Origin of the sequence: Allomuricauda sp. F6463D, assembly GCF_023015965.1 — a bacterium.
Classification (GTDB): domain Bacteria; phylum Bacteroidota; class Bacteroidia; order Flavobacteriales; family Flavobacteriaceae; genus Flagellimonas.
Window position 1 is genome coordinate 739,761 of the sequence record NZ_JALKAN010000001.1, and the last position, 16,430, is coordinate 756,190.

General features: G+C 39.4%; 14 protein-coding genes. 9 read left to right on the forward strand and 5 right to left on the reverse strand.

Going from position 1 to position 16,430, the window contains the following annotated elements; genetic code table 11:
- The first annotated feature begins 36 nt into the window (after window positions 1–36).
- The 3 genes from MWU56_RS03220 to MWU56_RS03230 all read left to right on the forward strand — a co-directional run bounded on the left by MWU56_RS03220 (window position 37) and on the right by MWU56_RS03230 (window position 2,761).
- Entirely contained in the window at window positions 37–696 is a 660-nt protein-coding gene (locus MWU56_RS03220; protein WP_247042199.1) for a hypothetical protein, read from the forward strand.
- Window positions 697–1,075: 379 nt separating this feature from the next.
- A complete protein-coding gene (locus MWU56_RS03225) occupies window positions 1,076–1,957 on the forward strand; it encodes a DUF5677 domain-containing protein (RefSeq protein WP_247042200.1) in 882 nt (293 codons plus the stop codon).
- A 396-nt stretch (window positions 1,958–2,353) separates the two neighbouring features.
- Complete coding sequence (locus tag MWU56_RS03230; protein ID WP_247042201.1) at window positions 2,354–2,761, forward strand: thiol-disulfide oxidoreductase DCC family protein; 408 nt, start codon at window positions 2,354–2,356, stop codon at window positions 2,759–2,761.
- On the opposite strand, the gene MWU56_RS03235 is transcribed toward MWU56_RS03230, so the two are convergent.
- Together MWU56_RS03235 and aroC are read right to left on the reverse strand one after the other, a co-directional pair.
- Window positions 2,762–4,087 carry a dicarboxylate/amino acid:cation symporter gene (locus tag MWU56_RS03235; RefSeq protein ID WP_247042203.1) on the reverse strand — a complete coding sequence of 442 codons (1,326 nt, stop codon included), beginning with the start codon at window positions 4,085–4,087 and terminating at the stop codon, window positions 2,762–2,764. It abuts the gene before it with no gap.
- Between the two features lie 58 nt (window positions 4,088–4,145).
- Entirely contained in the window at window positions 4,146–5,210 is a 1,065-nt protein-coding gene (gene aroC / locus MWU56_RS03240) for a chorismate synthase (protein WP_247042204.1), read from the reverse strand.
- 193 nt (window positions 5,211–5,403) lie between these two features.
- On the opposite strand from aroC, the gene MWU56_RS03245 reads away from it, so the two are divergent.
- Entirely contained in the window at window positions 5,404–6,315 is a 912-nt protein-coding gene (locus tag MWU56_RS03245; RefSeq protein ID WP_247042206.1) for a UDP-2,3-diacylglucosamine diphosphatase, read from the forward strand.
- On the opposite strand, the gene MWU56_RS03250 is transcribed toward MWU56_RS03245, so the two are convergent.
- Window positions 6,286–9,201, reverse strand: coding sequence for an FAD-binding and (Fe-S)-binding domain-containing protein (locus tag MWU56_RS03250; protein ID WP_247042208.1), 2,916 nt, complete (start codon window positions 9,199–9,201; stop codon window positions 6,286–6,288). The genes MWU56_RS03245 and MWU56_RS03250 overlap by 30 nt on opposite strands.
- Window positions 9,202–9,289: 88 nt before the next feature.
- Between MWU56_RS03250 and MWU56_RS03255 the strand changes: the two genes are divergently transcribed.
- Window positions 9,290–9,793 carry a hypothetical protein gene (locus MWU56_RS03255; protein WP_247042209.1) on the forward strand — a complete coding sequence of 168 codons (504 nt, stop codon included), beginning with the start codon at window positions 9,290–9,292 and terminating at the stop codon, window positions 9,791–9,793.
- A 98-nt stretch (window positions 9,794–9,891) separates the two neighbouring features.
- Window positions 9,892–11,007, forward strand: coding sequence for a TlpA disulfide reductase family protein (locus MWU56_RS03260; protein ID WP_247042210.1), 1,116 nt, complete (start codon window positions 9,892–9,894; stop codon window positions 11,005–11,007).
- Window positions 11,008–11,062: 55 nt separating this feature from the next.
- Here MWU56_RS03260 and MWU56_RS03265 read toward each other — a convergent pair whose 3' ends face one another.
- Window positions 11,063–11,713: a rhomboid family intramembrane serine protease gene (locus MWU56_RS03265; RefSeq protein WP_247042211.1), complete on the reverse strand. Its 651-nt coding sequence runs from the start codon at window positions 11,711–11,713 to the stop codon at window positions 11,063–11,065.
- Window positions 11,714–11,766: 53 nt separating this feature from the next.
- Here MWU56_RS03265 and MWU56_RS03270 point away from each other — a divergent pair, with 53 nt between their 5' ends.
- Window positions 11,767–12,666 (forward strand): lysophospholipid acyltransferase family protein, encoded by a 900-nt coding sequence (locus MWU56_RS03270; protein ID WP_247042212.1) that lies wholly within the window; start codon window positions 11,767–11,769, stop codon window positions 12,664–12,666.
- Between the two features lie 16 nt (window positions 12,667–12,682).
- Here MWU56_RS03270 and glmM read toward each other — a convergent pair whose 3' ends face one another.
- Window positions 12,683–14,071, reverse strand: a complete 1,389-nt coding sequence (glmM, locus tag MWU56_RS03275) for a phosphoglucosamine mutase (protein WP_247042213.1) — start codon at window positions 14,069–14,071, stop codon at window positions 12,683–12,685.
- A gap of 91 nt (window positions 14,072–14,162) precedes the next feature.
- Between glmM and MWU56_RS03280 the strand changes: the two genes are divergently transcribed.
- Both MWU56_RS03280 and ggt read left to right on the forward strand, forming a co-directional pair.
- Window positions 14,163–14,756, forward strand: a complete 594-nt coding sequence (locus MWU56_RS03280) for an ACP phosphodiesterase (RefSeq protein ID WP_247042214.1) — start codon at window positions 14,163–14,165, stop codon at window positions 14,754–14,756.
- On the forward strand, window positions 14,744–16,426 hold the full coding sequence (gene ggt, locus MWU56_RS03285) for a gamma-glutamyltransferase (protein WP_247042216.1): 1,683 nt from the start codon (window positions 14,744–14,746) through the stop codon (window positions 16,424–16,426). The genes MWU56_RS03280 and ggt overlap by 13 nt, the downstream gene beginning before the upstream one ends.
- Window positions 16,427–16,430: the final 4 nt, after the last annotated feature.

Below are 16,430 nucleotides of genomic sequence, written 5' to 3' on the forward strand. Positions count from 1 at the left end.
ACACTTAACCTTACCCATCCTTTGAAAAAGCTAACTATGAAAAATAGAATTGCCTTTATCCTCATTCAACTCATGTTTATTTCAACTACATTCTACGCTCAAAATATAAAAAAAGAAAAAATCAAAATGAACAAGGAAATAAGGGAGTTGGTAAAATTGGGGAAAGATTCAATTATTCAATTGGCCCTACCCTTGATCGATGAAAGGGCAAGCTTAAAAAACTTCTCTCATACAAGTGTCCAAACCAATGGAGAGGAAATCTATGTTGCATTTTCAAATCCAATTATGTTCCTGCCAATTAACACCATATTTTACGATAATGTAGGGATAAATATGAGCACAAAGACAAGTTATAAAGGTAACGTTTCAAACCCCGAGGATTTTTCTACAGCAAATACGATTCCGTACTATGTGCAAACAGATCATTTTAAAAAGAACATTGATTTTATACTTGAAGCAATGACTGATATCGATAGTATGGATATTACCAATTTTAAAGGTGAGATGCGCATTCGGGAAAAAGAGGACCATTACGATATAAATGTTGTTTCGGAAATGCAAGAATCGTGGTATCAAATAAAAAAAACAACTGGTGAACTATATAATGAAGGACATGCTCATGTAACACCGGCACCCGATCTGGAAAATGATGAAGCGCCATTCAAAGAAATACAGTTCCCTAAAACAAATCAATAAGGTCAATTACCAATTTAATACGTACTCAAAATAAGGAAAACTGAAATACAGTTTTACGACAAACGTATTCTATAAACATTGTAGCAAGCATAAAAAATTTTCCCACAAAGAACTGAGGTGAATTACCAGTTCCACTTGAATATGAGGCGCACGGCAACAATTGAGAAACCTAATTATCTCGCACTCGCTTTGATCGGCTCAAAATGACACCAAAGCCCAAAGTATACCCAGACATCGTGGCTTTTATGTTGATAATTAAGGGATAAGAGATTTACTTACCCGATTGTGATTGCAAAAAAATCACCGAAATTCGTTACTGGTCGATATAAATCATTAAAACGGATTCATATCTTTAATACGTTACCACCAATTTGAGAAAATGAACGAAATCACAGAGATATTTAATAAATATTCGAATATAGATATATCTGAATTTTCAAAAACGGAAATAGAACTAAATGAATTTATAATTAAGTTTTCTAAAGATTTAGGAGAATTAATTGATTTACTTTCAAGAGTAATAAATCACGAAAAACATCCCAATTATTACAATTTAAACGAATCTACAATCGTTGGTTCGATTACTCGAATTGTAAAATTTTATCAAGAATACGTTAACTACCAAGAATTAAATAAACTTGAAATTCAGACATTATTTGCAAGACCAATGTATGAATCGTTTATAATCACAAAATATTTAATAAAAAACGGAACTGAATCGCAACGCAATTTTAGATTAGTTTCTTATCAAGCAAGACACCAGAATTATAAAAAATTGATGGAATTAAACGACAATAACCATCCAATTATCAAACGTCAATTATTAAAATTAGAAACTAAATTACAAGTTGATGGATTTACCATTGAAGATTTAGAAATAGAAAGCAACAAATCATTCAAAAAAAGATGGAAACTTGACGGAAAGTCATTCTGGAAAATACATAGTGAAGTTGACAATGAAGATTTATATTCTTTTATTTATGGTGTTGGTTCAGATGCAGTACACGGAAATTGGCAAGAGATATTTGACTTTCACCTAACGAGAAAAGAAAGCGGATTTTTTGGATTCCTAAATTATGAAAAATGCGATTGTAGAGTGATTGTGCCGATGAACTCAATAGTCATTGAAAGTCTATTAGAATTTATGAATTGGAATGAATGTCTTACGAACGAAATAGAAAATGGACTTATGAGAATGAATGAAATTAGCAATTCATTCTATACAGTTTGGGAAAAAAAATTTGGAGAAACATTGGAATAAAAACTGGTGGTAACAACGTATATAAAAAATAGCGCGAGTCGTTGTTAACACAAAGGTTCAGGCATTTTTAGGAAGTCGCCAAATTTTTAAATTTGACGATTTTCCAAAAATAAAATAAATAGTAAAATTTAAAAATTTGGCTTGTGTTTCATCCGAAAAATTATCGCTTATTTTCAGCGCTACGTTTCATATACAAGACCGATAACGAAACCTTCTTCCTCCCTCCTAGACTTCACCCCCAATCACCGTATCTTTGCAAAGCAAGGGTCATTTCGAAATGAGATGCGAAGCATCCATTGAGAAATCTAGATTCCCCATGCTCCCTATGGGCGGTTTAAAATGACAAATGCACCAAACAATTAAGTAAAAGATTTCTGCCTGTGCAGGAACGATAGTATGGAAGAAGGTAAAAAAATAATTTTGTTCGATGGGGTATGTAACCTCTGCAACAGCTCAGTACAATTTGTGATCAAACGAGACAAAAAAGACTTGTTCCGGTATGCTGCGCTGCAAAGCGATATTGGTCAGCAATTGGTAGCACAACGCCATATAGATACCCTCACAATCGATTCCATCATCCTTATTGAGCCTGGGGTTGCCTATTATACCAAATCCGATGCTGCCTTGGAAATTGCAAAGGACTTGGGTGGATTATGGAAGTTGACTGCCATTTTTGCATGGATTCCAACTTCCGTTCGCAATGTTATCTATGATTTTGTAGCCAAAAATCGATATAAGTGGTTTGGCAAAAAGGAATCCTGTATGATTCCCACGCCCGAACTAAAAGCCAAGTTTTTGGATTAATTATTTTACCTCATCATAATGATCGTCCCATTCCTGCGGATGTGGATCGCCCAGTTTACCAACCGATTTGGCCACTACCATGGACACCATAGCGTCTCCTGTAACGTTCACAATGGTACGGCACATATCCAATGGCCGGTCCACAGCAAAAATCAATGCTAGACCAATGGCCAACTTATCAGCAGGGAAACCAATGGACTCCAACACAATTACCAACATCACCATTCCCGCCCCGGGAACTGCCGCGGAACCAATGGAGGCCAATAAGGCTGTAAGCACAATAGTAAGCTGATCTCCAAAAGTGAGGTCGAACCCAAGCGCCTGTGAAATAAATACGGCTGCAACGCCTTGGTATAAACTTGTACCATCCATATTTATGGTTGCGCCAACGGGCAATACAAAACTGGAAACTTCTTTATCCACACCAATATGCTCCTCTACCCTTTCCATGGTAACAGGAAGGGTTGCAGCACTGGAACTTGTGGAAAAGGCCAGCAACTGTGCCGGACTTATCTCTTTTAAAAACCAGAACGGATTCTTTTTTGTCACAAAGGCCACAATAAGGGTGTAAAAAACAATCATAAGTGCAAGACCCAATAAAACCACACCGGCATACTTTAACAATGCCAGTAATAAATCTGGGTCGCTGGAGGATACCACAACCCCAGCCAATAAGGCAAAAACCGCATATGGCGCCGAAAGCATAATCAAATCCACCATTTTTAAGACCACATCGTTGAGTGAATCAAAGAAGTCTTTCAATGGTTTTGCCTTTTCCTCGCCAATCAACAACATGGAAATACCTAAGAAAATAGTAAAGAAAATTACTTGGAGCATCAGCGCATTGTCCGTCATGGCAGCCAAAGCATTGTCAGGCACCATATCAACGATAAATTGGAGCGGTCCGCTATCTTTTTGACGTGAAGCTTCCTCTATTTTGGAAGTAACCCCAGCATCACTTGCATAAGTATCTGTTAGTTTGGTAACGGTTTCTTCCGAAATACCACTACCGGGATTCATTACATTTACCAGTAGCAGACCAATGGTTATTGCCACTACCGTAGTAACTATATAAGTTCCGATCGTACGGAGACCTATATTTCTAAATTTTGAAATATCCTTTAAGTCGGAAATACCCTTTACCAAAGATGCCAAAATCAAGGGTATGGCAATAAGTTTTAGAAGTTTTACAAAAATGGTTCCTAATGGCTGGATCCAATCGTCTACAAAATCCTTACCCCAATCAATTTGGGTCATTGCAAATCCAAAAAGAATACCGAGAAGCATTCCAATAAGGATTTGCCAGTGCAATTCCAATTTCTTCATAAAGTAAAATTCAGGACGTTAATATACTTTATAGAAAGGAAACCTCCTAATTGGGCACTCAGATTTTGTTTGTACGGGCCAAAAGAGCGTAATCTGCCAAAACCAATGAGGCCATGGCTTCTACTATGGGAACAGCTCTTGGAACAACACAGGGATCGTGTCGCCCTTTTCCTTGGGTGGTTACTTTTTCACCTGCTTTATTAATGGTCTCATAAGACTGCAATACCGTAGCAACGGGCTTAAAAGCCACACTAAAATAGATATCCATCCCATTGCTTATGCCACCCTGTACCCCACCACTACGATTGGTTTTAGTGGTACCATCTGGATTAAAGGCATCGTTGTGCTCACTTCCCTTCATGGCCACCCCGGCAAAGCCACTACCATACTCAAAACCTTTTACCGCATTGATGGACAACATGGCCTCTCCCAGTCTGGCGTGTAACTTATCAAAAACAGGTTCTCCAAGACCAACTGGTACATTTTGGATAACGCAGGTAATCACTCCTCCGATGGTATCCCCTTCTTTTTTAATGGATTTGATATAATCCTCCATTTGTTGGGCCATTTGGGTATCGGGACAGCGAACTGCATTGGATTCTATCAAGGAAAAATCCAACTCTTGGTACGGTTTCTCCAATTTCATATCCCCGACCTGCGAAACAAAGGCATTGATTTTTATTTCCTTTAAAAACTGTTTGGCAATGGCGCCACCCACTACCCTACTGGCTGTTTCCCGAGCAGAGCTTCTACCGCCTCCGCGATAGTCGCGAAACCCATATTTTTTATCGTACACATAATCTGCATGCGATGGTCGGTACGAATCCTTAATGTGTGAATAATCCTTGGATTTCTGGTTGGTATTATGAATAGCAAAACCTATAGGTGTTCCCGTGGTCTTTCCTTCAAAAACACCAGAATATATTTCAACGGTATCTGGCTCTTTGCGCTGTGTTACAATCGCAGATTGCCCTGGTTTTCTACGGTTAAGCTCCCATTGAATTTTGTCCAAATCCAACTCAATTCCGGCAGGACAACCGTCTATGATGCCTCCCAAAGCTTTTCCATGAGATTCACCAAATGTGGTGAGCCTAAAAAGTTGTCCAAAAGAATTTCCTGCCATTGAATATAAAATTTTACTGCCCCAAAGGTAGACGTTACAAATCTAATTCAAAAACAGTGTTATGGCTTAATATTATTGTAACATATTTAGTTTCAAGATGATGATTATTTAACAATATCCTCATGTATTAATGACTTCGATTTGATATTAAAATAAATACCATGATTTAATTTTATAATCAAACCCTATAGCATTGAAAAAAAGGAAATTAGAATTAGTCGTTATCTCAGATACTCACTTGGGAACCTATGGTTGTCATGCCGACGAGCTCATTACCTACCTAAATAGTATCCAACCCAAAAAGCTTATTTTAAATGGTGACATCATTGATATTTGGCAGTTTAGCAAAAGATATTTCCCTCCTTCCCATTTAAAGGTTCTAAAAAAAATCATTGGCATGGCCTCCAAGGGTACCGAGGTATATTATATTACTGGAAATCATGATGAAATGCTTCGTAAGTTCAGTGATACTTCCATGGGAAACTTTAAAATAATGAACAAGTTGGTTTTGAACTTGGATGGTAAAAAAGCTTGGTTTTTTCATGGTGATGTGTTCGATGTTTCCATACAAAATGCCAAATGGTTGGCCAAATTGGGCGGGTATGGTTATGACTTTTTAATATTGACCAATTATTTTCTCAATTGGTGTCTGGCCAAAATGGGACGCGAAAAATATTCGCTTTCCAAACGAATCAAAAATAGTGTCAAGGGTGCGGTAAAGTATATCAATAATTTTGAAACGACAGCAGCAGAACTCGCCATTGAAAATCATTATGATTATGTTGTCTGTGGACATATACATCAGCCTAAAAAAGAGGTTTATGAAAACAAACACGGGAGCTGCACCTACTTAAATTCAGGGGATTGGATAGAAAACCTGACAGCTTTGGAATATTCCTTCAAACGATGGAAAATTTACCATTACAACCACGATAGGCTATCCCCGTTTTTTATGGATGAAGACCTCAAAGAGATGGATATGAACGAACTCATAGCCTCCATCACCAATAGCGGAATTACCAACACGGATGTTGACGCTGAGTATTTGAACGAAAATAAGACTGACAATGATTTCTTAGATAACCAGGGCTTTTCTCAAGATTGAAACCGGGTGTTGCGCCTCCCTTTTCGTCCCATCTTTAATTTGATGCCTACAGCTTGTGCCATTTGCCGCTATCAAAGTGTCTTCTGGACTCTTCGCCACTGCTGGGAACAACTTGAGCCCCCCAACCTTCATACTGGTTTCATAATGCTCCTTCTCATATCCAAACGAACCCGCCATACCACAACAACCTGATGGTATAATGGTCACTTTATAATTTTTTGGAAGATTGAGCATATCAAAGGTCACCTTTTGGTTGCTCAATGCTTTTTGGTGACAATGCCCATGTATTTTAACGCTTCGTTCTTCTTCGGTAAAACTATCGGAAGTAATATGTCCGGCAGCAATTTCAGCAGCAAAAAATTCTTCTATTAAAAACGAATTGGCAGCTAGTTTTTCCAACTGATCCTTATCGTCGTGCAAGCGTTGATATTCGTCTCTAAAGGACAAAATGGCCGAAGGTTCCAATCCAACGATGGGTAAACCTGCATCTAAAATATCTTTTAACTTTTTCATATTTGCGCCTACCAGGTTTTTGGCCTGCTTTAAATATCCTTTGGACAAATAGGTCCTACCACTTTCTCCATAAAACAGTTCTATATCGTAGCCTAGCTTGCAAAGAAGTTCTATTGCATCCTTGCCCACCTCAATATCTAGATACTTTACAAATTCATCCACATATAGTACTACCCGTTTTTTGGAAATATCAGTACGTTTTACACGATATTTTTTTACATGGTTCTTAAAATTGAATCGACCTACTTTGGGCAGTGTACGTTCAGGGGCCACACCAACAGCTTTTTTTAGCATTCCACCTACTATTTTGGACTCGTACATCCAATTGGTTATCCCTGACACTTTACTTCCCAATGCATTTAATTGGGTATTATAGGCAAACAGTTTGCTTCGCAAAGAATAACCGTTAGCTTCTTGATAGTTATACAGAAACTCAGCTTTTAATGCCGCAACATCGACATTACTAGGGCATTCACTGGCACATGCTTTACAGCTCAAACACAAATCGAATGCATTTTTAAGCTCTTCATGGTTGAACCTATTGGTCTTTTCTGAATTGGTCAAAAATTCACGCAACGCATTGGCCCTACCGCGCGTCGTGTCTTTTTCATTTTTTGTAGCTTGATAACTTGGGCACATCCCACCATTCATGTGGTGACTTTTTCTGCAATCCCCACTACCATTGCATTTTTCTGCAGCTTTTAAAATACCCTCACTGTCTGAAAAATCCATCAAGGTTTTCACAACGGGTTCTTCACGATCGACTTCGTAGCGTAAAGATTCATCCATCGGGTATGCGTCCACGATTTTTCCAGGGTTCAATATACCATTAGGGTCAAAAAGTGTTTTTACCCTTTTCAACAATTCATAATTGGTTTCACCGATCATCAAGGGAATGAACTCGGCCCTCACAATTCCATCACCATGTTCACCACTAAAGCTCCCGTGGTATTTCTTGGTCAGTTTTGCCACATCAGTAGTAATGCTTCGAAACAGTACTACATCTTCAGATTTTTTTAAATTGAGGATAGGCCGTAAATGTAATTCTCCCGCACCGGCATGGGCATAATACACCGCACTTTGGTTGTACCCTTTCATTATCTGTGTAAACTCACCGATAAAATCCTTCAAATCCTCTAAAGCAACAGCAGTATCTTCAATACACGCCACCGCTTTTTTGTCCCCGACCATATTTCCTAAAAGTCCAAGTCCTGCTTTACGAAGCTCAATGGCCTTATTAATATCATCGCCGTACAAAACAGGATTGGCATAGCTTAAACCAGACCGTTCAATCGTCTTTAATAGATTATCCAATTGCTTGTTCAGGTCCTCTTTGGTATCGGCTTTCACTTCCAGCATTAATATCCCGGCAGGATCCCCTTCCACAAAAAAACGGTTGGCTAATTGTGCCCGGTTGTTTTTAGTGCAATCCAGAATAACTTTATCCATCATTTCGCACAAATGAAGGTTGTGTTTCATTACGGGAGCCACATCCGATAAACAATCTTCCAGACTTTTATAGTGCGTGGCCACCATAGCCGCGTATTGTGGCGGCAAATCGTCCAATTGCAGGGTAATCTCAGTTGTAAAAGCAAGGGTACCCTCACTACCCGATAACAACTTACATAGATTAAAATTCGCACCACTATCCCCCATTACAGGGTTGTTGAGCAGTTCATCTACCGCATAACCTGTATTTCTTCTGTGTATACTTGGTTTTGGAAACTCTGATGTTATTTTGTTTTGTGTTTCAGGCTTAGAAAGTTCTTCGAATAAGCTGTTGTGAATTTTGGCTTCCAACGCATCACCTTTCTTTCTTTCTTCAAACTCCGGCTTGGAAATCTCCGAGAAAAACGCATCGCTTCCATCGGACAGGATACAGTGCATTGCCAAAACTTTATCCCTAGTTACTCCATATTGGATTGATGTGGTCCCAGATGAATTATTCCCTACCATACCCCCAATCATGCAGCGATTGGAAGTAGAGGTGTTTGGTCCAAAAAAAAGGCCAAAAGGTTTTAAATATAGATTAAGCTCGTCACGAACAACGCCCGGTTGTACCGTAACTTGCTTGTTATCCTTATCCAAACTTATGATTTTAGTAAAATAACGACTTACATCCACCACAATACCATCACCCACACATTGACCTGCCAAAGATGTACCGGCAGTTCTCGGTATTAGTCCAATTTTGTTTGTATTGGCAAATGCAACCAAAACCTTTAAATCATCATTGGTTCTAGGGTAGGCCACCGCTGTGGGCATCTTACGGTATACCGAAGCATCGGTAGCATACAATGTTTTGCTCAATTCATCAAACAACAACTCGCCTTCCAAGGCATCTGAAAGGTCTTTTAACAAATTTTTATCCAATTTGGAATACTTTTTGGGAACTAATACTGTTTTTCAAACGTAAATTTAACACAAAACTATCTCTAATTTTTAACTTAACGAGAACCTGATGAAAATTACCACATTATTTTCAGTATTTATTTTGTTTGCAACAGCCAGCCTAAGCGCACAGAGCATATCGGAACATGCCTTGGGACTTAGATTGGGAGACAGCGACGGCTTTGGAGCCGAAATTTCTTACCAAAAGTCCATTGGACAATATAACCGTGCCGAATTTGATTTAGGCTGGAGGGACAGTCGCCATTTTGACGCTTTTAAAATAACCGGAGTATACCAATGGGTACACCAGTTGGATGGCAATTTTAATTGGTACTACGGCGTTGGCGGTGGCTTGGGCAGCGTAGACTTTGACTATCCGGGAGACCCCGATTTTGATGATGACAACGACGGACTTTTTGTATTCGCAGCAGGTGATATCGGTATAGAATACGATTTTGATATCCCACTGCTCCTATCCTTGGACTTTAGACCGGAAATTGGCCTGATTGGGTATAATGGCTTCGACAATGACTTTGATTTTGACATCGCATTGGGTATCCGATACCAATTCTAATTAAGAAAATTTTACAAAAAACCCTTGGCACATAGAAGTGCCAAGGGTTTTTTTATGCCATAAGTATTGAATACCTTAGCACCCTAAACATTTTTGAAATGAAAAGATTACTTGTAATAACCTTTGGAGTTCTATTTTTAACTGCTTGTAATTCCGACCCCAAAGGATACACTTTGAATGGTACGATATCGGGGGAACCTGAAAATGGCACCAAAATATTTTTAAAGACTACAGATTCCCTAAACCAGCTAATCGATATTGACACCGCTGCAGTTGAAAATGGTTTGTTCAGCTTTAACGGAAACCAAATCGAACCTAAAATGCACTATTTATTTGTGGATCAAGTTAATGGCAATGTTCCTGTAATTCTTGAAAATGGAACTATTGCAGTGGAGTTCCAAAAAGATAGTATGGACCTAGCAAAGATCAAAGGCACCGAACAAAATGACTTGTTTATGGGCTTTTTGACAGAGTCCCGTCAATTATCACAACGTGCGAGATCCATGCAAGATGATATGCGCGTAGCAGCACAGCAAAGAGATACAGCTACCGTTACCGCATTGCGCGAAGAGTTTATTGAGTTTCAGGAAGATGCGAAGAATTTTAACACCACTTACGTCAAGGAGCATCCCAATGCATACATTTCCGTACTGATTATTGGAAATCTATTGGCCACAAAGGCACTTCCGGTTGACGAAATCAAAACAATGTTCGAAGGGCTTTCTTCAAACATGAAAGCGATAGAACCGGCAAAGCAAATAGCAGAACAACTTGATAATTTAAAATCTACCGAAATCGGTGCGGTTGCGCCAGATTTCTCTGCTCCTACGCCAACTGGCGATGTGCTTGCCCTTAGTGATGTCACCTCCAATGCAAAACTAACCCTAGTGGACTTTTGGGCCGCTTGGTGCAGACCTTGTCGCATAGAAAATCCCAATATTGTTTCAGTTTACAACAAATACCACGAAAAAGGTTTTGATGTTTTAGGCGTTTCTTTGGACAACCAAGAAGAGCATTGGAAAAATGCAATAGAGTCAGATGGTTTGGCTTGGAACCATATTTCCAATTTACAGCGTTTTCAAGACCCAATTGCTCGTTTGTACAATATCAATGCAATTCCTGCCGCATTCTTAATGGATCAAAACGGTGTTATCGTTGCGAGAGACTTAAGAGGTCCTGCTTTGGAACAAAAAGTTGCTGAACTGCTCAACTAGCGAAGCATTCAACAAAACAATAGAAAGCCCGTATAATTCGGGCTTTTTTTATTACTCATATTTTACCCATTTTGTCCAAAACAAATAATATAACAATAGGGACAGCCAAGAGTATAACAATCAAAGTATCGGTCACAAAAAGCTCTGGTTTAAACAACAAGGTGGCAGCATAGCCACCTATAGCTCCTCCAAAGTGTGCCGTATGACCAATATTGCCCAATCTACTCTTCATCCCATAAATGGAATACAACAGATAAGCAATCCCCAAAACATAGGCGGGTAAGGGAATGGGGATAAACATAATACCCAACCGCATATCCGGGTTCAATAATATTGCTGCATACAAAACTCCCATAACGGCTCCACTAGCCCCAACAGCGCTATAAAAAGGTTCATCCTTATGAAAAAAGAGCGCAAGTAGGCTACCTGCTATTAAGCTCACAAAATAAATAATCAAAAATTTAGCAGGTCCAAACCAGCTTATGACCACATCAGAAAAAAAATAGAGCGTAAACATGTTAAGAAATAAATGGGAAATGTCTACATGCAAAAAACCCGATGTCACCATCCGCTCACGCTGCCCTGCCTGTATGGCATTGATACTGAACTTATATCTATCAAAAAAAGCCATGTTGTTGAATCCCCGCAGTGATACCAAGACATTAGCGGCCATAATGGCTATGGTTGCAATATGTAAATTGAGCATATAAATAAAGGTTTGGGTTCAAATATAGCTATATTTGCACACAAGAATAGTCTATGCAGCTCGTAGTTTTTATCCTTGTTTATCCGTTGCTTTGGATAATATCCAGGCTTCCGTTTAAAGTATTGTACTTACTGTCCGATGGAGTATATCTATTGCTATACAATCTTATTGGCTATAGAAAAAAAGTTGTTCGGAACAACCTTGAACTTGTCTTTCCTGAAAAATCTGAAGAAGAACGCTTAAGAATAGAGAAAAAATTCTACAGGCACTTATGCGATATGTTCTTAGAGATGATAAAAACATTGGGGATCACCAACGAACAAATGAAGAATAGATATGTTTTTACAAATGTTGAAGTTTTTCAAAAGCTGGAGAATGAGGGGAAACATATTATGATAATGATGCCCCATTATGCAAGTTGGGAATGGGTGTTCTCTTTAAACTCAATGGTGAAATCAAAGGCATACGCTGTTTATCAACCCATACAAAATAAATATTTTGACAAATTGGTACGGGACATACGAAGCAAGTATGGGACAACACTTATAAAAACCTTTGAAACCCGGGAAATTATTGCAAAGGCAACACAGACAAATGAATTAATAACTGTTGGAATAATCAGTGATCAATCGCCTATGTTGAACAGGGCTCGTCATTGGGCCAACTTTATGGGGGTTTTTGTACCAATACATGTAGGTGCCGAAGAAATATGCAAAAAAAATGGAATTATCCCGGTATACCTTAAGGTAAAAAAGGTTGGGCGTGGGTATTACCAGGCTACTTTTAAAACTTTGGCAGAAAAACCCGAAGAAGTGGAAGATTATAAAATCTCCGAAGCATTTATAAAAGAAACGGAAAAATCTATTCGCGAAGCTCCAGAGTATTACTTCTGGACGCACAAACGTTGGAAACATAAAGATAAAGCCCCAAAAGAGTTTCAACCAAAAGATTAAAAAAACCGGTCAATTCCTAAATCCCTGCCACCTCTTTGATTTCACCAATAATACGATCTGCCAAATTATCGGCTTCTTGTTGCGACTTGGCTTCTGTGTAAATTCGGATAATTGGTTCCGTATTGGATTTTCTTAGATGCACCCAGTTTTCAGGAAAATCGATTTTTACACCGTCAATCGTTGAAACCTGTTCGTTCTTATATTTATCGTGCATAGCTTCCAAAAGAGCATCCACGTTTAAATTTGGAGTCAATTGTATTTTCTTTTTGCTCATAAAATAACTGGGGTAACTTGCACGAAGTTCGGCCACGGTACCACCTTTTTCCGCCATCAACATCAAGAACAAAGCTGTCCCTACCAAAGCGTCGCGTCCATAATGACTTTCAGGATAAATAATCCCGCCATTACCTTCACCTCCGATGATGGCATTACTGTCTTTCATTTTGGTAACCACATTCACCTCTCCTACTGCAGCAGCCTTATATGTGCCGCCATGTTTTTCGGTAACATCGCGTAGCGCCCTGGAAGATGAAAGGTTGGAAACGGTGTTTCCTTTGGTTTTGCCCAACACATAATCAGCGCAAGCCACCAAAGTATATTCCTCACCGAACATTTCACCATCATTACTTATAAATGCCAAACGATCCACATCAGGATCCACCACAATTCCAAAATCGGCTTTTTCTTCCACTACTTTTTTGCAGACATCCCCTAAATGCTCTTTCAAAGGCTCTGGGTTGTGGGGAAAATGGCCCGTAGGATCACAATAAAGTTTCACCACTTCCACGCCCAGTTCTTCCAATAATTTGGGAATCGCGATACCCCCAGTGGAATTTACACCATCGACCACCACTTTAAAACCTGCTTTTTTAATGGTTTCTGCATCCACCAAAGGCAATTCCAAAACTTCATCTATATGGATATCGATATACGAATCATTTTTAATGATCTTGCCCAAATCATCGACCTCTGCAAATTCAAAATCTTCTTTTTCTGCCAACGCCAAAATTTTGGCCCCTTGCTCTGCATCCAAAAACTCACCACGTTCGTTCAATAGTTTCAACGCATTCCATTGTTTCGGATTATGGCTGGCAGTCAATATGATACCTCCATCTGCCTTTTCCAATGGAACTGCAATTTCTACCGTAGGTGTGGTGGAGAGGTCCAAATCAATCACATCAATGCCCAGACCTACCAATGTAGAAACCACCAAATTCTGGATCATCTCACCGGACAATCTGGCATCCCGTCCAATTACCACTTTCAAATCCTCTTTATTGGAATACGCTTTTAACCAAGTCCCATAAGCAGCGGCAAATTTAACCGCATCCAATGGTGTTAGGTTGTCGTTTGTATTTCCCCCGATGGTTCCTCGTATTCCCGAAATTGATTTGATTAGTGTCATAATTGTTTAAAAAGTTTGTGCAAATATAGTTGGGCATATTCTATTCCACGATTTGAATTTGTAAATTTCGACCTAAAAGGAATTTGCTCCGATGAACTTCTTGGCACACATCTATCTTTCATTTGATAATAAAGAAATTACCTTGGGCAATTTTATTGCAGACCATATCCGTGGCAACAAGTACAAACATTTCCCCGATAACATTCAAAAAGGCATCCTTTTACATCGGGAAATAGATACCTTTACAGATTCACACCCCATTGTGAGGCAAAGCAGTAAACGCCTTCACCAAAATTATAGTCATTATAGTCGGGTCATTGTTGATATTTATTACGATCATTTCCTGGCAAAAAACTGGCATGAATATTCCGACACACCCTTGGATGAATTTGTGGAATCCTTCTACGATTTGCTGGAAGATAATTATGATTTACTTCCCATGGCCACTAAACGGATGATGCCCTACATGATTGCGGACAATTGGCTATTGAATTATGCAAACTTGGCCGGGATTGACCGGGTTCTCCATGGAATGAACCGACGAACCAAAAACAAATCCAGAATGAATTTTGCCATTTTAGATCTTGAAGAACATTATCTTGATTTTGAGAATGAGTTCACTTCCTTTTTTAAAGAATTGATTACCTTTTCCAAACAAAAATATATTTCCCTATGCGAAGACTAATCCTCCTACTGCCCTTTATCCTATTCATTAATTGCAAACAACAACCCGCTACGCAAACCGGACTTATTACCGAAAAAGCCATGGTGGTTTCGGCACGGGATGAAGCATCTCAATTGGCCTCCGATATTATGCAAAAAGGTGGGAATGCTTTTGATGCCATGGTTGCCACAGAGTTATCCTTGGTAGTTGCATATCCTTTTGCCGGAAGTGTTGGCGGCGGTGGCTTTATGGTTTACCGCAAAAACAATGGCGAAGTTGGAGGTATCGATTATAGAGAAAAAGCTCCCCTAGCCGCCCATAAAGATATGTATCTGGACTCTTTGGGGAACGTAATTCCGGGCATGAGCACCTCTGGTGGAACTGCTGTGGGCGTACCTGGCACAGTGGCGGGGGTCCTTGAAGTTCACAGAAAGTTTGGAAAACTTCCATTGACGGACATTATTAACCCTATAATTGACTTCGCAAATAGAGGCGTTGTGGTCACGGAGAAGCAAGCAAAACGTTTAGAAGGGTATCGGGACCAATTTATTGAGGCCAATGGGGACGGCACCAAGTTTGCGGGGCCTTTTAGGGCTGGCGACACCATAAAATACCCAGCTTACGCCAAAACCCTTCAAAAAATTGTTGAAGAAGGACGAGACGGTTTTTACAAAGGTGAAGTGGCTCAAAAACTGGCCGCATTTGTACAGGAAAATGGAGGTTTGATCACTGAAGAAGATTTGGCCAAATACGAAGCCGTCTGGAGAGACCCGATAGTTTTTGATTATAAGGATATTAAAATTATTTCAATGAGTCCGCCCAGTAGCGGAGGGGTCACTATCAACCAAATGTTTAAAATGATGGAACCCTATGATATTTCAAAATTTGGGCATAATTCGGCAAAGACCATTCAACTGTTCACTGAAGCATCTCGACGTGCATATGCAGATAGGAATTACTTTTTGGGAGACCCTGATTTTGTGGATATTCCTTACAACATGATTCTGGATGATGAATATCTCCAAGAGAGAATGGCAAATTTCTCCTTTGACAAAGCCACGCTGTCATCTAAAGTAAGCCATGGCGAGGTGGAAATCATTGAAAGTGCACAAACCACACATTTTTCCATTGTGGATAGTGATGGCAATGCAGTTTCCGTTACATCTACCCTAAACGGAGGTTATGGGTCTAAACTGTATTCTGAAGAGCTGGGTTTCTTCTTGAACAACGAAATGGATGATTTTAGTGCAAAGCCCGGTGTACCCAACATGTTTGGGCTCATTGGTGCCGAAGCCAATAGTATTGCCCCTGAAAAACGCATGTTGAGCAGTATGACGCCGACCATTGTAGAAAAAGATGGTGAATTGTATATGGTTGTGGGAACACCAGGAGGATCAACCATTATTACAGCCGTAGCGCAAACTATTTTAAACGTATATGAGTTTAACCTGAGCATGCAGGAAGCAGTAAATGCTCCAAGGTTCCACCATCAGTGGTTACCGGATTTAGTGATATTTGAACCTGAAGGGTTTTCGGAAGAACTCAAAACTGAATTAAAATCCAAAGGATATATAATCAATGAAGAACGTACACCAATTATTGGTAAAGTAGATGCTATTCGTGTTCTCCCCAATGGAAAGTTAGAAGGTGGAGCTGACAAACGAGGGGATGATACCGCGGTCGGATTTTAATTTT

Excerpts from the sequence above, each read along its gene's own strand:
- MWU56_RS03235 (WP_247042203.1), bottom strand. The coding sequence starts at position 4,087 with ATGAAGAAATTGGAATTGCACTGGCAAATCCTTATTGGAATGCTTCTC.
- MWU56_RS03280 (WP_247042214.1), top strand. The coding sequence starts at position 14,163 with ATGAACTTCTTGGCACACATCTATCTTTCATTTGATAATAAAGAAATT.
- aroC (WP_247042204.1), bottom strand. The coding sequence starts at position 5,210 with ATGGCAGGAAATTCTTTTGGACAACTTTTTAGGCTCACCACATTTGGT.
- ggt (WP_247042216.1), top strand. The coding sequence starts at position 14,744 with ATGCGAAGACTAATCCTCCTACTGCCCTTTATCCTATTCATTAATTGC.
- MWU56_RS03230 (WP_247042201.1), top strand. The coding sequence starts at position 2,354 with ATGGAAGAAGGTAAAAAAATAATTTTGTTCGATGGGGTATGTAACCTC.
- MWU56_RS03220 (WP_247042199.1), top strand. The coding sequence starts at position 37 with ATGAAAAATAGAATTGCCTTTATCCTCATTCAACTCATGTTTATTTCA.
- MWU56_RS03260 (WP_247042210.1), top strand. The coding sequence starts at position 9,892 with ATGAAAAGATTACTTGTAATAACCTTTGGAGTTCTATTTTTAACTGCT.
- MWU56_RS03270 (WP_247042212.1), top strand. The coding sequence starts at position 11,767 with ATGCAGCTCGTAGTTTTTATCCTTGTTTATCCGTTGCTTTGGATAATA.
- MWU56_RS03225 (WP_247042200.1), top strand. The coding sequence starts at position 1,076 with ATGAACGAAATCACAGAGATATTTAATAAATATTCGAATATAGATATA.
- MWU56_RS03255 (WP_247042209.1), top strand. The coding sequence starts at position 9,290 with ATGAAAATTACCACATTATTTTCAGTATTTATTTTGTTTGCAACAGCC.
- glmM (WP_247042213.1), bottom strand. The coding sequence starts at position 14,071 with ATGACACTAATCAAATCAATTTCGGGAATACGAGGAACCATCGGGGGA.
- MWU56_RS03265 (WP_247042211.1), bottom strand. The coding sequence starts at position 11,713 with ATGCTCAATTTACATATTGCAACCATAGCCATTATGGCCGCTAATGTC.